We start from the raw sequence: 15590 nt of genomic DNA, 5'->3' as shown, positions 1-15590 counted from the left end.
CTGCTGCGAACACGGCCCGGCTGGACCTCGATTCACCAGCAATCCGTGTGGGCCAGAAGGCGCTAAGCCCGTTTGCGAACTTTGCGCCGGAACAGCACCAGGTTGTCATGGTGTTAGTCCAGAGGCGCTGGCCGCATCACAAACCAATGTTGACATCGGCGGATTCGGATCCCGGCTTCCTTTAGGATCCCGCGGGGTCCGGCGCCGCATCTTAATGCCGCAGGCATACCTACCGACCGAGGGGCATCAGGGTCCTCCCAAGCCTGGCCGCACAGCCGATCCTGAGGCACCCAGCTACTCAATAATGCCCACGTGAACGGCCGGTTATCGGGCGCTCTTGGCATAAGGCCCGCTGAGCCGGGTCTCAAAGCGACCCTGCCGAACAACTGCCCCTACACCTCCGCGAACGCCCACGCCGGACTGTTGACACTCAAACTAGACAAATGTATATTTCTTGGAAAGCGTGGCGCGCATCACGTCTGGAAGGAACCCCGCAGGGGATTCAGCCGGGAGTAACAGCTGTGGCCATGAGCTGTCCCCGTCACGACGTACGTAGTCGGACGCGGTAGTAGTTCGCGCGTCATGAGTCGCAGCGCTGCCTGCCGTTCCTGTTAGTCCCGATCGCTAGCAAACGTGTACTGCCCTCCCCACCTCACCGAGGCACTATCTCCAAAAAAGGAATTGCTATGCCCGAAACCAATCTGACGACGCCCCCTCCGTCAAGCGATAATCCGAATTCAAGAGGACGAATCGCTCTCATCGTTTTCTTCTCGTCGATCATCTCGACGGTTCTGCTTATGGCTCCTGCCGTAGCGGGACAGTTGCAGATTCAAATGCGGCTGGGCCCCACACAAACCGGTGACCTTTTCGCGGTCGAGCTGGGCGCCATGAGCATAGCCTCACTACCTGCGCTGTACTGGATAAAAAAGCTCAACCTGCGGATGACCTCACTGAGCTTCGGACTTGTGTTCATCGCGGGAAACATCGTTTCCGGCCATGTGACTACCTATGAACATCTAGTGGTCGTGCGGGGCTTGACCTCGCTGGCCGGTGGCTCACTTATGGTGCTGGCTATGACCCTGGCCGCACGTACCACCAACCGCGACCGCGTCTTCGGCATGTGGACAGCTGGTCAAATTGCTTTCGGGGCCATCGGATTGGCAGTCTTCCCCCGGTTCTTCGATAGTTTTGGCGTCGCCGTCGTTTACTGGACCTTGGCTGTCCTCATGATCCTGGCGCTCCCCCTGTTGCGGTTTCTCCCCTCACACGCGTTGACGCCGTTGAAGGCGCAGGGAGGCCACGCACCCAGGCTGAATCTGCACAAGACTCTGATGGGCCTTACCGCATTGCTCGTGTTCTATATAGGCCTTAGCGCGGTCTGGACATTCCTGGGAGGCATTGCAGAAACTGCCCACATCGATCCGCAGACTTTGGGGATGATCCTTTCCATTGCCACGATGGTAGGCGTCGTCGGCTCGATCGCTGCAACGTTAACGGGCGGAAGAGTCAGCCGCAGAGTTCTGCTGGCTGGAGGGCACTTGGGGATGCTGCTCGCCGTTGCACTTCTGTTTGGAGTCCCGTCCGTGCTTCAGCTCAGTGCAGCAGCAATCATCTTCAAGTTCGCCTGGCCATGGACACTGCCGTTTCTGCTGTCGACGCTCGCTGACCTGGACCGTGCCGGGCGAGCGAGCAACCTCTCCAATCTGTTCATTGGCGGCGGCTTCGCGATCGGCCCGTTTATCGCCGGCCGCATCGTCGAGAGCACAGGAGGCTACAACGCCTTGACACTGATGAGCATCATCGCCCTGTCCGCCTCCTTCGTCCTCATTCTGCTTGCGCAACCAGCTAAAGCAGCTCCAGCCCTTGACCCTGCCCCAGCAGAACCGGTTATGGCCAAGAACTAGCGCCTTTCCGAACCGCAGGTTTTCTCCCCGCGCTGTGGATCATCCAAGCGAGAACCGAGTGGAACTGCCCAAGCTTCCTCCTGCCGAAATCCGACGGTCCGTCCCGCGCCGAACCTAGGCCCGACTCAGCCTTCCTACCGCTGCTGGCACTCCGTCTTACCCCATCCGCCGGCGAATCAAATTATGAAAGACACACCGCCATGACCAGCAAAAACACTGCAATCGACATCACATCAAGCCTCTATAGGGCCTACAACAACCGGAACCTCGACGATTGGCTGTCCCATTTCTCGGCAGCCGCCGTCTGGTTGAACGTACCGACTCAAGAACGGTACCTGGGGCTCGAAGGTCAAAAAAAGAACTACGCAGCCTGGAACACACCGTTTCCTCATGGCCTTTGCGAAGACATCGTCATCCGTGGCGGCGACAACTTTTCCGTTGCGGAATTCAACGGCGTCGGAGTTCATGAAGGCCCACTGGCGACACCCTCCGGTGAAATAGCGCCCACCTTGAAATCCACTTCCGTTCCGTTCTGCGATGTCCACACCATCGTTGATGGCAAGGTGGCAGAAACTCATCGCTACTGGGATCTGGAAGACGCAGCCAGGCAGCTGGGACTTTAGGAAAACAATGGCGACGAAGGAGATTTCATGAGGACCGCATACGTAAACGGACGATTTTACACAGTGACAGCTCAGACACCGTGGGCGGATGCCCTGGTGGTGGAAGACGGCAGGATAACGGCAGTTGGATCAGAGCAGGACATACGCGCCGCCGCGGGGCACGACGTGCACTTCGTGGATCTGGGTGGACGCATGGTGATGCCTGGCATCCATGACGCCCACATCCACCTGCTCTTCAGCGGTTTGAAATTCAAATTCGAACCCCGACTTCGCCCCGGGGCGGACAGCCGGCAGATAGTCGAGGACCTGAAGAACTGCCCTTGTTCCGGCCCCAGAGATATGGAAGGCAACGAATGGATCATAGGAGGCGAATTCTTCCCGCCTGCGCTCGACGCGGATGGCGTCAACAAGGAATTCCTCGACGAGGCTTTCCCGGACAAGCCCGTCTTTCTCTACGACTATTCCATTCACCACGGGCTGGCCAACAGCCGCGCCCTCGAATTGGCAGGAGTGCGCGACGACGTCCAGGATCCGGCCGGAGGCCGATTCATCCGCTACTCATCCACGGGACAGCTAACCGGCGAAATGGTGGAGCAGGCACGATGGCCGGTAATGCGGTCCATCCCCGAGTACCCGGAGCGCACCGGATCAGAAGCCGTGGCCTGGGCAGCTTCAATCTGCCACAAGTACGGCATCACTTCTGTTCAGGAAGCCTCAGCCAACCCCCAGGCACTTCAGGCGTTTAGGACCCTCGATCAGAACGACGCCCTGAAACTGCACGTGGCCGCCCACCTGATCTGGCGGGAAGAGGGCTTCGGAGGGACCAGCTCAGCTGAACTCGACAGGTTAATCGAGAACCGCGAAGCGTGGCGAAGCGAGCACGTCGACACCGGATTCATCAAGATATGGCTCGACGGAGCCCCGCTTCCGCCCCACGTGACAGAAGCAGGCCTGAACGAAAACAATGAGGTCGACACCTCCAAGATACTCATCCCGGAAGGGGAGCTGTTCCATGCTCTCCTGAAGTTCGACGCAGCCGGGCAAAGAGTAAAAATCCATTGCGCCGGAGAGGGCGCAGTCCGAGTCGCCCTGGACGCTATCGCCCGCGTGCGCGAGCTTAACGGCCAAAGCGGGCCATCGCATGAAATCGCACACGCAGGTTTCATCAGCGAACAAGACTACGGGCGGCTAGCCAGGCTCAACGTAACAGCCGAGATGTCACCGGCACTTTGGCACATCCCCGAGTTCGGCCTACAGGACGGATTCCGGTTCAAGACCATACTGAGCCACGGAGCGGAAATGACAGTGGGATCCGACTGGATCATCATGGACAACCCCAACCTTTTCCCCGGCCTGCAGGGAATGCTGCAGCACGGCGATCAAGCAATTGACCTGGCAACTGCCATCAAGGCTATGACCATTTCGGGGGCTCGCGCAGTTGGCCGTGACAGCGAACAAGGAACCCTGGAACCAGGCAAGTCAGCTGACTTCATTGTGCTGGACCGAAACCTCTTCGAGGTTCCCGTGAATGAAATTGGCACGACAAAGGTGCTGCGCACGGTTTTCGAAGGCGAAACTGTCTACGAGGACAAGACGTCAGAGCAGCCCGAAGGATAGTCCTAGCTGACCCTGAGCTGGCCCACAGAGGTTGGACCGGCCAGTACGGCCTAAACAGCGAGGGCCTGGGTACGGTATTGCACCGAATCCGCCCCGCGTATGATGCGGGGCGGATTTCGCTTGCAGCTGGGCATGGTGTCCTTACGCAAACGCAATCATGCAAATTGCACTCCGGTGGAATGAAGCTTGGGGTGGCCGCCTTCTTTACCTCATGCTGGCAATGCTGATTGTAAAAGGAAATTTCGAACACGAGGGGCGCGTTGTGCCGGGGAGTGGCCCCGCGACTATAAAAGACGAGAGGGACAAACAGCGGAGCCGGTTTGGCTTCTGGTCGTTCAAGAGTTTGCGGGGGAGCACGCGCCATGAGGTACAGGTATGGATCTACCCCTGACGTCCTGAATGCTTCGACTGATAGCAACTACTCGCGGTGCTGCCAGCCGGTTACCGCACCCTCTTGACCGTGCAGATTCGCTGCCGTTCTGGCTCAATCAGATGTGTTAGATGTCGATCCACGGGGATGTCCAAAACAACGTCAACTTTGGATGTAGAAGCTGCGATTCGGTGATCTGCCAGCCGTTTCCCTCCCAAAGGTCCAGGCGGGCCGCAGCGGCAGAAGGTCGTTTATCGCTTAGCGGATCCCACACCGATGACGTCGAGATCGTGCCCGATGATTAGTTGCCCGTCAAAACCTTTGCCACAGGCCTCCCAGACGTTGTCGGGTCTATTGCCCGGGACCAAATGCGAAAGGACGAGCGATTTGACGCCGGCTTCTTGGGCCACGGTTCCGACGTCCTCGATGAGTGTGTGTGCATTGATCAGGTGCTGATACAGCCCCTCCTGAGCTTCAGTCCGAGGCTCTGAAAAGAGCGATTGCGGCCATGTCTTGTCGATCACTTCGTGAACCAAGACATCTGCACCTTTGGCCAACCTGATGAGGTTGGGGGTTTTTCCCGTGTCCCCGGAAAAGACCACCGAGCCGTCGTCCGTGTCAAAGCGGTAAGCCAAGGCAGGGAAAACAGGGGCGTGGTTCACCAACGTTGCTGAGACGCGAACGTAGTCGTCTTCATAGAAACTGAAAGGGCTCATATCCGGGCAAGGATCGGTATTTGGTCTTTTCGTGAATTCGGACGGAACCGGCACATCGAAAGCTTCCCACAGGTCATCGGGATGGGGCTTTCGGTTGTCGAAAAGCCGGTCGTTGAAGTCCGTGGCGAACGCCTGAACGATGAGATCGGTCATCTCCTGAGTGCCGGGGGTTGGGTTCCTTGGACTGACGGGGGCGGGCGGATCTCCAGGGCCGAACAAGACGGGCACTTGTCCGCGGTTTCCAGGTCCCCAAATCGGTATCTTCCTGACGGACTGAAGTCCGTTGAAGATGCCCTCGCTGAGTATGTTGTTCAGGTCGACAACGTGGTCGGAATGGAGATGCGTCAGAAATATTCCGGCCAGCACGTCGAGCGGTCCGTCCAGATCCTTCTCGTAGTTAGGACCAAGCTTGGCCTTACGTAACTGCCCCATCACTCCGTGTCCGGCGTCGATCAGGTAATAGCGGTCGCCAACTACCAGGGCGGAGGAGATACCTTCGCGCGTACCCCCTGGCCAGTATGGAGGACCCCCTGAAGTGCCGAGAAGAACCAAACGGGTGCGATGCCCTTCAGCGGGCGCCGGGCCGAAGGATCGGGAGACTGATGATTTTCCGGGGCTGTTGTCGGCGCACGCTGTCAGAGTGACAGCCGCAGCGCCGAGCCCGAAGCTGGCAAGGATATTCCGTCTGGAGACTCCGGACGATTCCAGTTTGCTCAACACGTCGCACATAAATTGCTCCTGTTTTTAATAACTGATAAACAACCGAGGAACTAGCCCTGCTCGATGGTGTACTGGAGTCCGGCCCAAGGGAAACAAATCAGCTCCCCAAAGCAAGCCTCGTCTTCCGTACGGTCCGATGCGGCGTCTTGCTCCCGTATCTCCTGGATCCGTGTTGTTCGGCTGCCTGGGCCAAAGCGCATCGCATCTCCTGCTGGGATTTGCACGGGTTATGCCGAGGCGGGTGCGTGGGTTCCTGTCATGAGGGCAGCAAGATCATCCGGTTCCAAGAAGGAGGGCGGTGGTGGCGGTCCCCAGCTGAATAGGCCCTGTGCGCCTTCGAAGGTTTCCGGTGTCCAGAGTTCGTCTTCCGGGATGCAATCCATGTCGGAGTAGTACTCGGAGAAGTTGCCGGCGGGGTCTTTGAGGTACCAGAAGAAGTTGGAGCCGGCGTGGTGTCGGCCGAGACCCCAGATGTGGCGTTCGGGGTTGTTCTCGAGCATGGCTTTGGCGCCGCGCCCTACGTCGTCGATGTCATCGACCTGCCAGGAGGTGTGGTGGAGGAAGTTCACGGGGGCGGCGAGGGCGAGGACATTGTGGTGGTCTAGGGAGCAGCGCATGAACGCGCCTTTGTAGCTGATGTAGTCGCTGACTTTGAAGCCAATGCCTTCGGTGAAGAACCGCATGGTCGCGGCGAGGTCAACAGTGCCGATGACCGTGTGGCCGAGCTTGCGGGGCTTGATGCGGGTTTCGCGCACGACGCCGGGTGCCCGGCCTGCGCGGTCAGTCCGGCCTGGGCCGTTGTACGGGGTCGCCGGAGTCTTCTCCTGCGCGATGCGCGGTGCGACGTGGATTCGCGCGGTAAAACCGGAGATCGGTTCCTGGGCGAGGAGTTCGGAGCCGTTGTGGAAAATTGGAATGCCGAGGCGGCTCATCTGGGTGGTTACTTTGGCGATGTCGTCGTCGTCGTCGGCCCCAACGCCGAGCTCAACAAGGCGCCGCGTCGGTGCGTAAACCACCTTAAGCTGCTCGCCGCCGTCGCGCGTTCCAAACGAATTGTCGCCCAGCGGCTCCAGGCCGAACTCCTCGTAGTAGGCGGCGGTTTCTGCGACGTTGGGCACGCCCATCACCACTCGGGTCAGACGGTGCAAAGACATGGGATTACTCCTTTGTATCCATGGATAAGGCTATCGCTGTGGGAAAGGGCCCTGCTGCCCGGCCGGGGCCGGGCAGCAGGGGTGTTCACTTGCCGGCAGCGACGAAGGTCTGCGTGATTTCGCCGATGCCCTCAATGTGCGAGACCAGGGTCTGGCCGGGCTGGATGAACCGCTGGGGTGTGCGGCCCACGCCGACGCCGGCGGGCGTGCCGGTGAAGATGAGGTCACCTGGCAGGAGTGTCACCGTCTCGGACAGGCCCTGGATCAGGGCCGGAATGGAGAAAATCAGTTCGCTGGTGCGGCCCTTCTGCAGTTCTTCACCATCGAGGCTGCAGCCGAGTTCCAGATCGTCCGGATTCGAGAACTCATCGGGGGTGACCAGCCAGGGACCCACCGGGGCGAAACCGGGGAAGGACTTGCCGAGCCCGAACTGAGGGGCCGGACCCCGGAGCTGGGACACGCGTTCGGAGATGTCTTGCCCGATCGAAAGGCCGGCCACGTACCCCCAGGCATCGGCCGCGGAAACGTTCGAGGCTTCCTTGCCGATGACGGCCACCAGTTCGACTTCCCAGTCCGTGTTTCCGCCCTCGGGCAGGACCACTGTGGTGTCGGGGCCGGTGAGGGCGCTGACGAACTTGGTGAAGACGGGGGGAAGCTGGTCCGGTTCTTCGAACCCCGACTCTTTGGCGTGTTCGCTGTAGTTCAGGCCAATGGCGAAGATCTGGCGCGGCGCCGGGGACGGGGACCCGAGCCGGGAGCGGTCGATGGCCACGTCCGTGTCGGAACCGGACAGTGCCTGTGCCCAGGCAGTGAAGGCCTCCCAGTCGTTGTAGACCGGGGACAGGTCCGGCCCGAAACGGCCGTCGCTGGCTGTATGGATGTCAATACCGCCCTCATCAGAGGTCAGCAGGACAGCCCGGTTGTCATGGTTTGCGATACGCAAGATAACTCCTTGAATGTATGTGGTGTCGGCTTGGCTAGCCCCGGCCGGTCAGGACTGGAAGGTCAGAGCAGTTCTGTGGCCAGCACCTGGCTGAGTGCGGACTTCAGGACCGCCTGGGCATCCTCTGCGGCTTCGACGGAACGGAAGGCGACGTACCGGTCCGGGCGGACCAGCACCGCGCCGGTCGGTGAAATTTCACGGTGCTTGAGCCAGGCGGCGCGGACATCAACATAGTCGCTGTCCAGGACTCCCACGGTGGCGGCCTTGATGGGCAAGCTGTGTTCGGCGGCGATCTTGTTCGCCGCCTCAACCCAGTCGCCGCCGTCTTCTCCGGCGATGAGCAGGAAGTTGCCGCCATGGACCAGCGTTCCGAGCGGGATCCGCTCGCCTTCGCGTTCCACGAAGGCGTGGGGCATCGGGTGGCCGGGCTTGGTGCTTGGTTCGTAGAGGCGTACCGGGTCAAGCGGGACGTACTCGGGACTGCCGTCATGGACGATGGCCGTGGAGTCATAGGTATAGCCGAACTCCACGTTGTGGTGGCGGAATTCCATGGTCTGCGAACCGATGGCCTTGTTCAGGGCGTGCCGCTTGGTGTGGGATTCGGGCAGGTCCTCCCAGAGCGGGCGGACCTCAGCCCAGTTCTGCTCCGGGGTGTTTTCCGGCAAGAGGTTCAGTGCCTTGTCGATCACGAAGTGGTTCATCGCGTTGGCCACGGCGTTGTTGATGTTGTTCTGGTCCACCGGCTTGCGCTCAGCCTCGTAGGTGTCCAGCAGCGCATCGCCGGCCTGTCCGCGAAGCACGGACGCTATCTTCCAGCACAGGTTGTAGGCGTCGTGTACCGCGGAGTTCAGGCCCAGGCCGCCTGTCGGGGGGTGCCGGTGGGCGGCATCGCCGAGGAAGAAGACGGAGCCTTCGCGGAACTTGTCGGAGATGACACCTTCCATGACCCACTGGCTGATGCTGTTGATCTGGGGATCGAAGTCCGGGACGCCCAGGGTCCCCTTGAGGCGCTCCAGGACCTTTTCCCGCTGCATGGCCTCGGGATCGTCCGTGGCGTACTGCATGTGAACGATCCATTCCTCGGACGCCGGACCCCAGTTATCCGGACCCATCGGAACCAGCACGCCGCTGGACCAGGAACCGCCGAAGTCAGGGTTCACCAGCCACCGGATCAGGACTTCATCGTCCTTAAGGTACGCGGAGAGGTCTGCGGTGAAGTGCACGGTGACCATACGCATCAGATCCCGCGGCCCGGTCATGCCCACGCCGAGGATCTTGCCGACCGTCCGGCCGCCGTCGGCCGCAAACAGGTACTGGGCATGGACCGTGAAGTCGGTCCCGTCATCCTTGTTATGGACGGTGGCTACGACCCCATCCTCGTTCTGGACCAGCCCGGTCAGCTCATGGTTGAAGCGGACGTTCCCCGGGTTCAGAGACTCGGCGTGGTCACGCAGGACCGGTTCAAGGCGGATCTGCGGAAGGTTGCAGGTACGGCGGGGGCTCGCGGCGACGTAGTCGGGATCGGTATAGCCGCCACCCCAGACCTCAAGCCGGCCCAATTCACGGCCATAGCCGTCGTGATCGCCGGTGATCCCCGCGTACCAGCCCGTGGCCTTCATGTTCTTCGCGGGCGTGCTTCGCTTGTAGATCTCGGGGGCGACGCCGACCTCGGTGAAAATCTCCATCGTACGCTGGTTCAGCACGTGGGCCTTGGGCAGGATCGAGGTATTGGGGAATGCAGTTACGAGAAGTGACTCGATGCCGAGGTTCGACAGGGTCATGGAAGCGGTGAGGCCTGCGCCGCCGCCGCCAACGATTAGGACAGGAACGTGTACATCCGTCATGGAATCTCCTTAGGCAGATACTGCGGGGAAATGTCCTTCGCTCGAAACCCAGGGGCGTCGTTGCCCTCCCGGTTCAAGCGGGACCGATCATGGGGTGATCTGCAACACACACTGCCACTCGTTCATCGACAAAGCAAGAAAATATCGATTTTTCTTATCGTCAGCGTTTTTTGTGAAGCGGTCGGGTAAGGTGTTCCCATGACAGCCAGCGAGCCCAAGACCCATTCGGAAGGGGTGTACGCATCCCTTCGTACCGAGCTGCTGGGCGGCGCCTTCGTGCCGGGCAGCAAACTCAGGCTCGCAGGCATAGGAACGCGCTACGGCGTGAGCCTTTCGGTTGTCCGTGAAGCCATGACCCGGCTGGCCGGAGAGGGATTGGTGAAGGCGCTGCCGCAACGCGGTTTCTGCGTGCCCCCGCTGTCCGTGGATGATCTGCTGGATCTGACCCGCGCCCGCGTTCTCATCGAAACATCCGTGCTCCGCGAGTCCATCGCCAATGGTGGCCTTGACTGGGAATCCGCCGTGATTGCAACCCACCACACACTTCAACGCACGCCCTACACGACACAGGAAGGCCATCTGGGCGGAGACTGGTCTGCGGCGCACCACGCCTTCCACCGTGCGCTGCTCACAGGAGCAAAAAGCCCCCGCCTTGAATCCATCGCCACGGAACTACGGGACTGTTCCTTGCTTTATCAGCACTGGTCCATAGATATTGCCCACGACCTGGACCGCGACGTCGCTGCCGAGCACAGGAACCTAGCCGAACTCGCCGTCGCCAGGGACGCCGAAGGTGCGGTCAAGGCGTTGAAAGAGCACATCGAACGGACCACCGCCGCCCTTCTGGCCTATGCAGAATCACAAACGGACCCGGGGCGTGCTACCGGCATCTCCGCGTGATCCGAGCCGTTTGAACTTCAACACCTGAGCAGGACCCGCGGGGTACGAGCCGATGACCGTGCGGTGTGAGTACGAGGACAAAAGGAAAAAAATGATACCCGTATGCGCAGGGTGGTTGCCCTTCTGGAAAGGCGACCCGTTCGCTTGCCCGCTGGCGCGTACGATCGTAATCGCCAGGCGCAGCTAAAACTGGCGCCAGGCCTTATGCTCGGAGCTTCCTGGGGGTCACAGCCTCCGGCATCATCCATGATTCGGGCTGTCTGCCATACTGATTGCCCGTTCTAGCGATTCATGCTTGTAGTGCAGCAGGAACTCGTGCTTGTAGTGAAGTCCAATCCAAGGCGAGGCAACAACGTCGTCGATGTCGGCAGCCAATTGCAAGGAAGTTTTTACCGCTGCTGCTTCGCGACACGGCTTAGTAGTCGGGCGGGGGGCGATGGGCTTCATGCGGGGTGCATCCTCTCTTGACTGCTCGTATGTGCTGCGGTGGAGCGCTTACGCCAGTGGGCACGTTCCATTTCGGCCCCCGGGCTCTTTCAGTACAGACAGCTTTACAAGGCGCTCGGCCAGCCGGTGTAGGCCTCGGCGAGGTAGGCCATGCCGTGCCGGGAGGACACAACGGAGTTGAGTTCGCCCAGTTGGCGGGCGCGGGAAAAGTCGTCGGCGTCAGCCGGGGTGTGCAGCATGGTGGTCATCCAGTAGGAGAACTGCTGCGCCTTCCATACCCGCTCCAGGGCGCGATCGCTGTAGGACTCGAGCAGGCGGTCGGAGCCGGAGTTGTAGTGGCTGTCGAGTCCTTCGAAGAGGACTTTGACGTCATGGATGGCGAGGTTCAGGCCCTTGGCGCCGGTGGGCGGAACGGTATGCGCGGCGTCGCCGGCGAGGAACAGGTTGCCGTGGCGCATGGGGGTGTGGACAAAGCTCCGGAATGGCAGGACCATCTTTTCGATGACCGGGCCTTCCTTCAGCTCGAAGCCGTTGCCGTTGACCCTGCTGCGGAACTCGGCCCAAATCCGGTCATCGTCCCACTCCGCTGCGTTTTCCTTGGGGTCGCACTGGAAGTACATCCGCTGGACCGTCTCGGTGCGCTGGCTGATCAGCGCGAACCCGTTGGCGGAGTTGGCGTAGATCAGTTCGTCGGAACTGCGCGGGGCTTCGGCCAGGATCCCGAACCACGCGAAGGGGTATTCGTGGAAGTACCACTTGCGGTGCGCTTCCGGGATCTGGAACCGGCAGTGGCTGCGGGAACCGTCAGCACCCACCAGGAAGTCGGCCTGGATCTCGAGTTCCACGCCGTTGGCGTCTGTGAACCAGACTTTCGGTTTACCTTCGAGGTCGTGGACGCTGGTGTCCGTGACGCTGTAGCGGACGTCGCCGCCGTCGGCCTTCCTGCGGGCGGCGAGGTCCAGGAACACGTCCGTCTGTGGGTACAGCCAGACGGCCTCGCCCACCAGGTCCTTGAAGTCAATGCGGTGGCTTTCGCCGTTGAACCGCAGTTCAATCCCGTCATGCCGGTCGCCTTCACGCATGACACGGTCCGAGGCGCCGCTGTCCACCAGCAGGTTCACGGTGCCGTGCTCCAGGATGCCGGCCCGGACGGTTTCGGAGATGTCCTTGTGGCTGCGGACCTCAATGACTGTGGACTCGATGCCGGCCTTGGCCAGCAGGTGGGAGAGCATCAGCCCGGCGGGGCCGGCGCCCATGATGGCCACCTGGGTGGTGATGACTTTTCGTGTTGCCATGGTTCGTCTCGTTTCGTTGCGGGGCTTCGCAGTGGCGGCGACTGCGTGGGATAGGCTGCCGATTGACTCTGCACCGGAAGGGGTTAAGGAGGCTGCAGCTGTTCCGTTGAATGGTGGTTAGGTTCAAGGGTGCGGCTCGGGACGATGCCGCATTGTCCGGGGCCGGTTGGCCGGGACCGGAACGATGAGCTGTTCCGGTCCCGGCCCTCACTCCGGGGCGAGGTGGGCCTAGGCCTTGGTGCTTGCAGGGGTGGCTTCCAGGCCAGTGGCCGTGGTGGAAGCAGCAAGAGTGGACGCCGCGGGAGCCCCATCACCGGCTACCTCCAGGCCAAGCCTGCGTCGGTCACGCTGCTGGTTGATGAAAAGCAGGGCCAGGATTCCGAAGACCAGCAGGAGGCCGCCGGCCAGGGTGAACGCTGCCCGGTAACCTTCAGCCGGGGTGGCCGCACCGCCGATCAGGAATCCCGACACCGCGGGTGCGAATACGCCGCCGGTGGTCAGGACCGCGTTTGCGATGGAGAGGTTTGCCCCGCGCTGGGCGATGGTGGTCAGTTCAGCGACGACCAGGTAGGTGATGGCGAAGAGTGCAGGTGCCGTTCCGAAGCCGAAGACCATGAGGATGACGGAGAGGACGGGTGAGGTGGTCAGGGTTGCGGCCACAAGACAGGCTCCCGCGAAGGCCGCGGAGATGCTGAGTACCCAACCGCGGGCCTTCCGGGTGGGAACGCCTTTTATGTGCAGGCGCTGGGTCAGGGCGCTGAGGCCCACCGTGGCGATCGCTCCCCATGCCGCGGGCAGCGCGATCATGGCACCGGATTGCTGTCCGCTGAAGCCCAGGACGTTCTGAAAGTACGCCGGTCCCCAGGACATGGCCAGGGTGAAGGTCCAGTAGCCAAAGAAGGATGCCAGGACCGCGAAGATCCAGCTGGGGGAGAGGATGGTGCGCCAGTAGCGGATTTTGGTCTCTGCTGCGACGGGAGTTTCTTCCGCTGCGATGCCGTCGATTTCCTGTTCGGCTTTCCGGCTGGTGTACGGGCCTTCCTTGCCTACGATGACCCAGAAAACAGACCAAACCAGTCCCACGATGGCCAGCAGTGCAAAGGCCGTCTGCCAGCCGAACTGCCCGATGACCCAGGCCAGGACCGGTGCGAAGGCCACAATGCCCAAGGTCACGCCGGATGAGGCAAGAGCTGCCGGGGTAGCGCCCTTCTTCTCCGGGAACCACTTGTAAATGCCGTGCATCAGCACCGGAGCCAGTGGACCCTCGCCGGCACCCAGGAGTAGGCGGCTGGCCCAGAGGGCAGGCAGAGAGGCGAACAGCAGGATGGGTACCTGGGCCACGGACCACAGCAGGCACAGGACCAACAGGATCCACTTGCTCGATACCTTGTTGGCGATGGGTGCGGCGACGATCTGGGCGATCCCGAATGTGAGGAACATGGCGCTGCCCACCAGGCCGAACTGCTCGGGGGTGATGCCCAGTTCTTTCATGATGGGCACGGCGGCGATGCCGAGGACTGCTTTGTCCGCCCAGCTGAGCATCATCAGGAAGAGGAGGCTGAACGTCATGAACCAGCCATAGCGGTTGCGCTTGGCGCGGGACCAGTTCCGGGGATCGCGGGAAGCCGCGGTGTCCGGCGTGCGGCCGGTAAGGGGAGTTTCAGACACAGTATGCCCAATCGTTGAAGGGGAAGTCTTTTGCCGGTTTGGAGCGGCGTTTCCTTGACTCTAGGCTCGTGTGACGGGCCTTACATTCGAGCTTTCCGTTGGACGGAAAGCGACTTTCCGCTGCGGCGCCCACCTCTTGCCGCCCCGCCGTTTGCGCGGGCCAGGAGCGCTAGCAGGGTCATTCCCAGAATGCTCAATCCGCATGTCAGCCACCAGGCAGTGTCCCAGCCACCAGTGGTAGTGGCCAGCAGGGCGAACAGCATGGGCCCCAGGAAGTTCCCGAGGTTGAAGATCTGCTGCGTCAACCCCAGCACGGCGGTGACGGAACCATCCTCGGGGGCAATCCGCACAGAGTAGCTGGTCACCGAGGCAGGGATGAGACCGCCGACGGCGGAGAATACGGCGATGAGGACGAACTGGAAGAGGATGCCGTTATCGATGTTTTCCCAGCCCACGGCAAACGTTCCCATGGACGCCGCTGACATGGCCAGAAAAGTCCAGAAGATAATCTTCCGCTCGGACAGCCCGCGCTGGATGAGCGGTCCGGCGCTCAGCGCCCCGATCGCATTGACTCCGCCGACGGCGGCGCTGAGGATGCCGGGCAGGGACCCTTCCAGGCCCGCCGAGCGGTAAATGGAGGGCAGGAACCCGAGCACTGCCATCCACTGGGCGGTGTAACAGGCGAAGACTAGTCCGATAATCCAGGGTGGACGCGTGGCGACGGTGCGTCCGACGCGGCGGAGGGCGGACCTGAGCCCGGCGTCGGCCGGAGGCACGTCCCTCGGTACCCGGCGAAGCAGCAGCGGCACAGGTAACAGCGTGAGGACAGCCATCACCAGCCACCACTCGCGCCAGCCTGCGGCCTGCAGGAACAGGGCACCGGCGGCGAGTCCGATCAGTGTGGCCACGCCTTGGAACGCGCCCCAGCTTGCCAGCGCTACATTTAGCCGCTGAGCCGGGGTCACCTTGCGGATGAGCGCAGGGGCGACGACGACGGACAGCAGGAATCCGACGCCCTCCAGCGTCCGTGCTGCCATCAGCAACTCAGTGGTGGGCGCGGCGGCGCCGAGCAAGGATGCTGCGCTCAGCAGGATCAGCCCGGCGATCAGGAGCCGGCGGAGGCCTGCCAGTTCCCCGCCAACGGCAGTGGCCAGCCCACCGACTACGCTGGCCAGCTGGATGATGCCGAGCAGCAGGCCGGCCTGAACCAGGGTAATGCCCAGATCCACCTGGATCCCGGCCAGAGCAGCAGGCAGCTTCCAGATATGCATGGCTGCCGCGATGCCCGCCGCGAGGACGGCCAGCCAGGCCCCGTCCGCAGTCGTCCTTTTATCATTTATTGCTGTTGCGGGCGACGTCAGTTCCAAAAGTTGTTGTCCTTGCTGCAGG

The 15590-nt window shown here is 61.6% G+C and carries 12 protein-coding genes; 4 read left to right on the top strand and 8 right to left on the bottom strand.

Annotated features, from left to right (window positions below; genetic code table 11):
- Nucleotides 1-686: 686 nt before the first annotated feature.
- The 3 genes from M1E01_RS10975 to M1E01_RS10965 all read left to right on the top strand — a co-directional run bounded on the left by M1E01_RS10975 (nt 687) and on the right by M1E01_RS10965 (nt 4144).
- Nucleotides 687-1904, top strand: a complete 1218-nt coding sequence (locus M1E01_RS10975; RefSeq protein ID WP_457971644.1) for an MFS transporter — start codon at nt 687-689, stop codon at nt 1902-1904.
- Between the two features lie 200 nt (nt 1905-2104).
- Nucleotides 2105-2527, top strand: a complete 423-nt coding sequence (locus tag M1E01_RS10970) for an ester cyclase (protein ID WP_457971643.1) — start codon at nt 2105-2107, stop codon at nt 2525-2527.
- 63 nt (nt 2528-2590) lie between these two features.
- On the top strand, nt 2591-4144 hold the full coding sequence (locus M1E01_RS10965; RefSeq protein WP_457971642.1) for an amidohydrolase: 1554 nt from the start codon (nt 2591-2593) through the stop codon (nt 4142-4144).
- Between the two features lie 621 nt (nt 4145-4765).
- On the opposite strand, the gene M1E01_RS10960 is transcribed toward M1E01_RS10965, so the two are convergent.
- The 4 genes from M1E01_RS10960 to M1E01_RS10945 form a co-directional block, all read right to left on the bottom strand.
- Entirely contained in the window at nt 4766-5959 is a 1194-nt protein-coding gene (locus M1E01_RS10960) for an MBL fold metallo-hydrolase (protein ID WP_457971641.1), read from the bottom strand.
- Nucleotides 5960-6177: 218 nt separating this feature from the next.
- Nucleotides 6178-7104, bottom strand: coding sequence for a VOC family protein (locus M1E01_RS10955; RefSeq protein WP_457971640.1), 927 nt, complete (start codon nt 7102-7104; stop codon nt 6178-6180).
- An 85-nt stretch (nt 7105-7189) separates the two neighbouring features.
- Nucleotides 7190-8047: a fumarylacetoacetate hydrolase family protein gene (locus tag M1E01_RS10950; RefSeq protein ID WP_457971639.1), complete on the bottom strand. Its 858-nt coding sequence runs from the start codon at nt 8045-8047 to the stop codon at nt 7190-7192.
- A 62-nt stretch (nt 8048-8109) separates the two neighbouring features.
- Nucleotides 8110-9891 (bottom strand): FAD-dependent monooxygenase, encoded by a 1782-nt coding sequence (locus M1E01_RS10945; protein ID WP_457971638.1) that lies wholly within the window; start codon nt 9889-9891, stop codon nt 8110-8112.
- 198 nt (nt 9892-10089) lie between these two features.
- Here M1E01_RS10945 and M1E01_RS10940 point away from each other — a divergent pair, with 198 nt between their 5' ends.
- Nucleotides 10090-10791, top strand: coding sequence for a GntR family transcriptional regulator (locus M1E01_RS10940; RefSeq protein ID WP_457971637.1), 702 nt, complete (start codon nt 10090-10092; stop codon nt 10789-10791).
- A gap of 240 nt (nt 10792-11031) precedes the next feature.
- On the opposite strand, the gene M1E01_RS10935 is transcribed toward M1E01_RS10940, so the two are convergent.
- The 4 genes from M1E01_RS10935 to M1E01_RS10920 all read right to left on the bottom strand — a co-directional run bounded on the left by M1E01_RS10935 (nt 11032) and on the right by M1E01_RS10920 (nt 15568).
- Nucleotides 11032-11238: a hypothetical protein gene (locus M1E01_RS10935; protein ID WP_457971636.1), complete on the bottom strand. Its 207-nt coding sequence runs from the start codon at nt 11236-11238 to the stop codon at nt 11032-11034.
- 104 nt (nt 11239-11342) lie between these two features.
- Nucleotides 11343-12533: a 4-hydroxybenzoate 3-monooxygenase gene (locus M1E01_RS10930; RefSeq protein WP_457971635.1), complete on the bottom strand. Its 1191-nt coding sequence runs from the start codon at nt 12531-12533 to the stop codon at nt 11343-11345.
- A gap of 228 nt (nt 12534-12761) precedes the next feature.
- On the bottom strand, nt 12762-14201 hold the full coding sequence (locus M1E01_RS10925) for an MFS transporter (RefSeq protein ID WP_457971634.1): 1440 nt from the start codon (nt 14199-14201) through the stop codon (nt 12762-12764).
- 80 nt (nt 14202-14281) lie between these two features.
- A complete protein-coding gene (locus M1E01_RS10920; RefSeq protein ID WP_457971633.1) occupies nt 14282-15568 on the bottom strand; it encodes an MFS transporter in 1287 nt (428 codons plus the stop codon).
- Nucleotides 15569-15590 lie beyond the last annotated feature (22 nt).

It is taken from the genome of Arthrobacter sp. D1-17 (assembly GCF_054130535.1).
This window is presented reverse-complemented; position numbering and strand designations above follow the sequence as displayed.

What these genes read in the sequence shown, in the direction of transcription:
- M1E01_RS10930 (WP_457971635.1), bottom strand. Translation starts at nt 12,533, where the DNA reads ATGGCAACACGAAAAGTCATCACCACCCAGGTGGCCATCATGGGCGCC.
- M1E01_RS10970 (WP_457971643.1), top strand. Translation starts at nt 2,105, where the DNA reads ATGACCAGCAAAAACACTGCAATCGACATCACATCAAGCCTCTATAGG.
- M1E01_RS10960 (WP_457971641.1), bottom strand. Translation starts at nt 5,959, where the DNA reads ATGTGCGACGTGTTGAGCAAACTGGAATCGTCCGGAGTCTCCAGACGG.
- M1E01_RS10935 (WP_457971636.1), bottom strand. Translation starts at nt 11,238, where the DNA reads ATGAAGCCCATCGCCCCCCGCCCGACTACTAAGCCGTGTCGCGAAGCA.
- M1E01_RS10955 (WP_457971640.1), bottom strand. Translation starts at nt 7,104, where the DNA reads ATGTCTTTGCACCGTCTGACCCGAGTGGTGATGGGCGTGCCCAACGTC.
- M1E01_RS10975 (WP_457971644.1), top strand. Translation starts at nt 687, where the DNA reads ATGCCCGAAACCAATCTGACGACGCCCCCTCCGTCAAGCGATAATCCG.
- M1E01_RS10940 (WP_457971637.1), top strand. Translation starts at nt 10,090, where the DNA reads ATGACAGCCAGCGAGCCCAAGACCCATTCGGAAGGGGTGTACGCATCC.
- M1E01_RS10945 (WP_457971638.1), bottom strand. Translation starts at nt 9,891, where the DNA reads ATGACGGATGTACACGTTCCTGTCCTAATCGTTGGCGGCGGCGGCGCA.